Source organism: Burkholderia sp. AU4i, from assembly GCF_000466765.1.
GTDB lineage: Bacteria > Pseudomonadota > Gammaproteobacteria > Burkholderiales > Burkholderiaceae > Burkholderia > Burkholderia cepacia.
Genome location: NZ_ASSI01000210.1, coordinates 1 through 6,121, shown reverse-complemented (window position 1 = coordinate 6,121; position 6,121 = coordinate 1). Strand labels below are relative to the sequence as shown.

Sequence of the window (6,121 nt, the reverse complement as noted above, 5' to 3'; positions counted from 1 at the left end):
CGCGGGCGAGCCGGTGCCGTATTCGCTCGCGCGGATTCCGCAGGGCAGCGAGGTGCGCGGCAATCTCGCGGCGGGCGGGCTCGGGGTCGCGCAGCCGCTGACCGCGCGCGATCGCGAGATCGCCGACACGCTCGGGCCCGTGCTCGCGGCGCGCGGGCTGTTGCTGGTCGGCCTCGATGCGATCGGCGACTGGCTGACCGAGGTGAACGTCACGAGCCCGACGTGCTTCCGCGAGATCATGGAGCAGACGGGCTTCGACGTCGCCGCGATGTTCATCGACGCGCTGGAGCGTGCGGCCGCGTAGGCCGTCTCCCGCGCAACCCCGGCGGCGGCCGCGCAGGTCCCCCGTCGCCGGAGCAGCTCGACCGGCCTGCTACAATGCCCGCTTGCCCGGTGCCGCGATCGCGCACCAAAGGCCCGGCGGTCGGGCCGAAACTGTTGCAAGGCTGACCATGAAACGTTTCCCACACTCGCTACGCTCATTGCCCCGCCGCGGGGTATCGGCCCGCCAGGGGCGGCCGGGAGCGATCTGACATGGCCGGGATCCTGATCATCGCGCACGCCCCGCTCGCCACCGCGCTGCGGGACTGCATCGCGCACATCTATGGCGGCGTGCCCGCCCGCATCGGCTGTATCGACGTGATGGCGGACAGCGATCCGGCCCAGGTGATGGCGTTCGCGCATGCGGAGCTCGCGCGGCTCCGGGAAGACAACGGCGTGGTCGTGCTGACCGACATGTACGGCGCGACGCCGGCGAACATCGCCGGCCAGCTCGCGAAGCTCGACAACGTGCGCGTGCTGGCGGGCGTGAACCTGCCGATGCTCGTGCGGGCCGTCTGCTACCGCACCGTGCCGCTCGACAAGCTCGTCGACAAGGCGTTGTCCGGCGGCGCGAAGGGCGTCCACGAAGTGTCGGCCGGCACGCCGCCGCCGCCGACGGAAACCGGCTGCGGCCAGTGCGCGCCGATTCCGCCGGAACCGCAACCGCGCACCGAGTCGCACTGATTTCCCGTTTTCCGTTTTAGACAGCACCGCCGGCGCGCGCCGCCGGCGATCCCGACCGACCCGACCGAGAATCATGCTTCAACAAGAAACCACCATCGTCAATAAATTGGGGCTCCATGCGCGCGCATCGGCCAAGCTTACGCAACTGGCCGGCAACTTCCAGTCGGAAGTCTGGATGACGCGCAACGGGCGCAAGATCAACGCGAAGAGCATCATGGGCGTGATGATGCTGGCGGCGGGCATCGGCAGCACCGTGACGATCGAGACCGAAGGGCCCGACGAGCGGGAAGCGATGGACGCACTGCTGAAACTGATCGCGGACAAGTTCGGCGAAGGCCAGTGATCCGCGCGCGCCGCGCACGGGATCGTTGCCGTTTCCAGTCAGAATGCCGCGGATTCCGCGGCATTTTTTTCGTCGGAAGCATTGATGCGGAATGCGCAATGCTGCGGTGCATGCAGTCAGCGGGGAGTCGCGGAATTTATAATCGCTAACCGGGGTCATAAGCGCATCGCAGCAGTGTGCCGCGGCTTTACTTGTACAGAGGAGGTGCGCGTGTCCTTCACGCTGCATGGCATTCCCGTCTCACGAGGTATCGCGATCGGGCGAGCGTACCTGATCGCGCCGGCGGCGCTCGACGTCGCCCATTACCTGATCGACGCAAACCAGACCGATGCCGAGGTCGAGCGCTTCCGCACGGCGCTCGATGTCGTGCATCACGAACTCGAGGCGCTGCGCGCCGACCTGACCGACGACACCCCGAGCGAGGTCGGTGCATTCATCGACGTCCACGCGATGATCCTGGGCGACGAGATGCTCGTGCAGGAAACCATCGACCTGATCCGCACGCGCCGCTACAACGTCGAGTGGGCGCTGACCGAGCAACTCGAGCTGCTCACGCGTCACTTCGACGACATCGAGGACGAGTACCTGCGCGAGCGCAAGGCCGACATCGAGCAGGTGGTCGAGCGCGTGCTGAAGGCGCTCGCCGGTGCACCGTCCGCGTCGCAGGCGCTCGACCGCGCGGCCGCGAACGGCACGAACGAGATGATCGTCGTCGCGCACGACATCGCGCCGGCCGACATGATGCAGTTCAAGTCGCAGTCGTTCCAGGCGTTCGTCACCGACCTCGGCGGCCGCACGTCGCACACGGCGATCGTCGCGCGCAGCCTCGGTATTCCGGCCGCGGTCGGCGTGCAGCACGCGAGCGCGCTGATCCGCCAGGACGACCTGATCATCGTCGACGGCGACCAGGGCATCGTGATCGTCGATCCGGCGCCGATCGTCCTCGAGGAGTATTCGTACCGGCAGTCCGAGAAGCTGCTGGAGCAACGCAAGCTGCAGCGTCTGAAGTTCTCGCCGACGCAAACGTTGTGCGGCACCAAGATCGACCTGTACGCGAACATCGAGCTGCCCGACGACGCGAAGGCGGCCGTCGAGGCCGGCGCGGTCGGTGTCGGGCTGTTCCGTTCCGAGTTCCTGTTCATGCATCAGAAGGAGATGCCGGAAGAGGAGGAGCAGTTCGCCGCCTACAAGCGGGCCGTCGAGTGGATGAAGGGCATGCCGGTGACGATCCGCACGATCGACGTCGGCGCGGACAAGCCGCTCGAGGCGCTCGACGAAGGCTACGAGACGGCGCCGAACCCCGCGCTCGGCCTGCGCGCGATCCGCTGGAGCCTGTCCGAGCCGCAGATGTTCCTCACGCAGTTGCGTGCGATCCTGCGTGCGTCCGCGTTCGGCCAGGTGAAGATCCTGATCCCGATGCTCGCGCACGCGCAGGAGATCGACCAGACGCTCGACCTGATCCGCGAGGCGAAGCGCCAGCTCGACGACGCCGGGCTCGCGTACGATCCGAACGTGCGCATCGGCGCGATGATCGAGATCCCGGCCGCGGCGATCGCGCTGCCGCTGTTCCTGAAGCGGTTCGATTTCCTGTCGATCGGCACGAACGACCTGATCCAGTACACGCTCGCGATCGACCGTGCGGACAACGCGGTCGCGCACCTGTACGACCCGCTGCACCCGGCCGTGCTGCACCTGATCGCCTACACGTTGCGCGAAGCGAAGCGCGCGGGGGTATCCGTGTCGGTGTGCGGGGAGATGGCGGGCGACCCGGCGCTCACGCGCCTGCTGCTCGGGATGGGGCTCACCGAGTTCTCGATGCACCCGAGCCAGCTGCTCGTCGTGAAGCAGGAGATCCTGCGCGCACACCTGAAGGCGCTCGAAAAGCCGACGGCCGACGTGCTCGCCGCGTTCGAGCCGGAGGAAGTGCAGGCCGCGCTGCAGCGCCTGTCGGTCGCCGAGCCGCGCGCGGATGCGGCCGCATAGGCGCCCGCGTCGCGGCTGAAACAGTAGCGAAGTGTCGCCACGCATGCGCCGCCTGGCGCATGCCCGTCGCGCGTCAGTGCCGGCCCCCGCACACGGGGCAGTCGGCCTGGCGCGCGATTTTCATCGTCGTCCATTCCATCCGCAGCGAATCCAGCATCATCAGCCGCCCGTTGAGCGTCTTGCCGATGTCGCCGATCACGCGCAGCGCCTCGGCGGCCTGCATCGCGCCGATGATCCCGACCGTCGGCGCGAACACCCCCATCGTCGCGCACGCGACCTCCTCGAACGGCTGGTCTTCCGGAAACACGCATGCATAACAGGGCGCGGCCGGGTCGCGGAAATCGAACGTGCTGATCTGGCCGTCGAAGCGCAGCGCGGCGCCCGACACGAGCGGCACGCCGTGCGCGACGCACGCGCGGTTGATCGCGTGTCGCGTCGCGAAGTTGTCGGTGCAGTCGAGCACGACGGTCGCGCCCGGCACGTGCGCGTCGAGCCATGCGTCGTCGACGCGCGCGGCGACCGCGTGCACCTTCACCTCGGGGTTCAGTTGCGCGAGCGTGTCGCGCCCCGATTCGACCTTGCTGCGGCCGACCGAGGCCGTCACGTGCAGGATCTGCCGCTGCAGGTTCGTGAGATCGACCGTGTCGGCGTCGACGAGCGTGATCGTGCCGACGCCCGATGCCGCGAGATACATTGCGGCGGGCGAGCCGAGGCCGCCCGCGCCGACGACGATCGCATGCGCATCGAGAAAGCGCTGCTGCGCCTCGATGCCGATTTCGTCGACGAGGATGTGGCGGGAGTAACGAAGGAGTTGATCGTCGTTCATGGGGGGAGTCGTGGGCGAAGCGGCGGACGTGTCGTTATTTTAGGCGCGCATGAAAAACGGGCCATCGCGGTCTTCCCGCGATGGCCCGTCGGATGCCGGCCGGCGCTTACTTCGGCGCCGACGCGGGCTTCGGTGCGGAAGCCGGCTTCGCGCTTGCGCCCGATGCCTTCGGGGCCGTGGCGGCCTTGCCGGCCGTGGCCTTCGTGCTTTCGGCGAGCAGCGACTTCGATTCCTGCACCGGCTTGCCTTCGAGCTTGTTGAGCGCCTGCTGCATCATGAAGTCGTCGGCGCTGCCGAACTCGATCGGCTTGCGATCGCGATCCTTCTGGCGCTGCTCCGGCGTCTTCTTGTCGTTCTGCTCTTCGAGGACGCGCAGTTGATCCATCCGGCGCTGCTCGCGCTCTTCCTGTTCCTTCTTCTCGTTCGGATCCTGCGTGTTCGCGAGGTGGTTCGTGTAGTCGACCTCGCGCGTCACGAGCACGTCGTCCGGATCGCCGTCCGCGTACTGATCGACCGGCACGTCCGGCGTGATGCCCTTGTTCTGGATCGAACGGCCGCTCGGCGTGTAGTAGTACGCGGTGGTCAGGCGCAGCGCGGTGTCGGCCGTCATCGGGCGGACCGTCTGCACCGAACCCTTGCCGAACGTCGTCTTGCCCATGATCTGCGCGCGCTTCGAATCCTGCAGCGCACCGGCGACGATTTCCGACGCGGACGCCGAATAGGCGTTCGTCAGCACGATCATCGGCACCGTCTTGAAGACCGGCGGCAGGTTCTTCAGCGGATCGCCGTCGAAGGACGGCAGGCGATAGTTGTCGTACGTATCGCGGTAGACCTGCTTCGAATCGGGGATCTGGCCGTTGGTCGACACGACGACGGAGTCGGGCGGCAGGAACGCGCCGGCCACGCCGACCGCGCTCTGCAGCAGGCCGCCGCCGTTGTTGCGCAGGTCGAGGACGAGGCCCTTCAGGTTCGGCTGCTGGCGTGCGATGTCCTGCAGCTTCTGCGCGAGATCGGGCGTCGTGCGCTCCTGGAAGCTCGTGATGCGGACATACGCATAGCCCGGATCGAGGATCTTCATCTTCACGCTCTGGACCTTGATGATCGCGCGCGTGACGGTGACCGGGAACGTGCGGTCGTCGCTCTTGCGGAAGATCGTCAGCGTGACCTTGGTGCCCGGCTCGCCGCGCATCTGCTTCACGGCCTTGTCGAGCGTCATGCCGCGCACCGGCTTGTCGTTGATGCGCGTGATCAGGTCGCCCGGACGGATGCCGGCGCGGAACGCGGGCGTATCTTCGATCGGCGAGATCACCTTGACGAGGCCGTCTTCCTGCGAGATCTCGATGCCGAGACCCGCGAAGCGGCCCTTCGTCTGCTCCTGCAGCTCGTCATAGTCGGTCTTGTCGAGGAACGACGAGTGCGGATCGAGGCTCGACACCATGCCCTTGATCGCGGCCGTCAGCAGCTTCTTGTCGTCGACCGGTTCGACGTACTCGCGCTTGATCTGTCCGAAGACTTCCGCGAACAGGCGGAGCTGGTCGAGGGGAAGCGGCGCCGTGGCGGTCTGCTCGGCCGATGCGGAAACCTGCAGCGTGGCGAACACGCCCGTGGCGAGGCCCGCGGCAATCAGGCCGATGTTCTTCAATTTCATTCGCATAGAGATCTGGTGCGGTCGGGAAGCGCGTGGCGGTAGCGGGGATGTAGCGGACAAGTATAACTGTTCGTCCGAAGACTCAGTGGAACGGCGCGAATTGCGTCGCAGCGGGCGTCGCGGCGGGCCCGGAGGGCGGCCCGGCCGGGCACCGCCGGACGTGCCGCGGGTTCGAAAGCGGATTTGACAGCGCCGGGGGCGCGAAGGTTCGCGCGGTGCGCCAGCAAGGGGCGGGGCCGGGGTCGGGCATGCCGGGCCGGACGCCGCCCGCCCGGTGATGAGAGGTGAGATATTTCCAAGGGAGAACGCGCGATAT

5 protein-coding genes and 1 pseudogene are annotated in these 6,121 nt (G+C 67.4%); 4 read left to right on the top strand and 2 right to left on the bottom strand.

Features of this window, described 5'->3' with window-relative positions; all coding sequences use genetic code 11:
* The 4 genes and pseudogenes from L810_RS36405 to ptsP all read left to right on the top strand — a co-directional run.
* Positions 1–304, top strand: a pseudogene (locus tag L810_RS36405) (glutathione synthase); the annotation flags it as partial.
* Positions 305–534: 230 nt separating this feature from the next.
* On the top strand, positions 535–1,005 hold the full coding sequence (locus L810_RS36400) for a PTS sugar transporter subunit IIA (RefSeq protein WP_021163157.1): 471 nt from the start codon (positions 535–537) through the stop codon (positions 1,003–1,005).
* Positions 1,006–1,078: 73 nt separating this feature from the next.
* Positions 1,079–1,348 carry an HPr family phosphocarrier protein gene (locus L810_RS36395; RefSeq protein WP_006477716.1) on the top strand — a complete coding sequence of 90 codons (270 nt, stop codon included), beginning with the start codon at positions 1,079–1,081 and terminating at the stop codon, positions 1,346–1,348.
* A gap of 210 nt (positions 1,349–1,558) precedes the next feature.
* Positions 1,559–3,331, top strand: a complete 1,773-nt coding sequence (ptsP, locus tag L810_RS36390) for a phosphoenolpyruvate--protein phosphotransferase (RefSeq protein ID WP_021163156.1) — start codon at positions 1,559–1,561, stop codon at positions 3,329–3,331.
* A 73-nt stretch (positions 3,332–3,404) separates the two neighbouring features.
* On the opposite strand, the gene L810_RS36385 is transcribed toward ptsP, so the two are convergent.
* Together L810_RS36385 and L810_RS36380 are read right to left on the bottom strand one after the other, a co-directional pair.
* Positions 3,405–4,157, bottom strand: coding sequence for a HesA/MoeB/ThiF family protein (locus L810_RS36385; RefSeq protein WP_021163155.1), 753 nt, complete (start codon positions 4,155–4,157; stop codon positions 3,405–3,407).
* Positions 4,158–4,263: 106 nt separating this feature from the next.
* Positions 4,264–5,811, bottom strand: a complete 1,548-nt coding sequence (locus L810_RS36380) for a S41 family peptidase (protein WP_021163154.1) — start codon at positions 5,809–5,811, stop codon at positions 4,264–4,266.
* Between the last annotated feature and the right edge of the window lie 310 nt (positions 5,812–6,121).

Bases quoted from the DNA above. Each gene is read 5' to 3' on its own strand.
- L810_RS36400 (WP_021163157.1), top strand. From the start codon at position 535: ATGGCCGGGATCCTGATCATCGCGCACGCCCCGCTCGCCACCGCGCTG.
- L810_RS36395 (WP_006477716.1), top strand. From the start codon at position 1,079: ATGCTTCAACAAGAAACCACCATCGTCAATAAATTGGGGCTCCATGCG.
- L810_RS36385 (WP_021163155.1), bottom strand. From the start codon at position 4,157: ATGAACGACGATCAACTCCTTCGTTACTCCCGCCACATCCTCGTCGAC.
- L810_RS36380 (WP_021163154.1), bottom strand. From the start codon at position 5,811: ATGCGAATGAAATTGAAGAACATCGGCCTGATTGCCGCGGGCCTCGCC.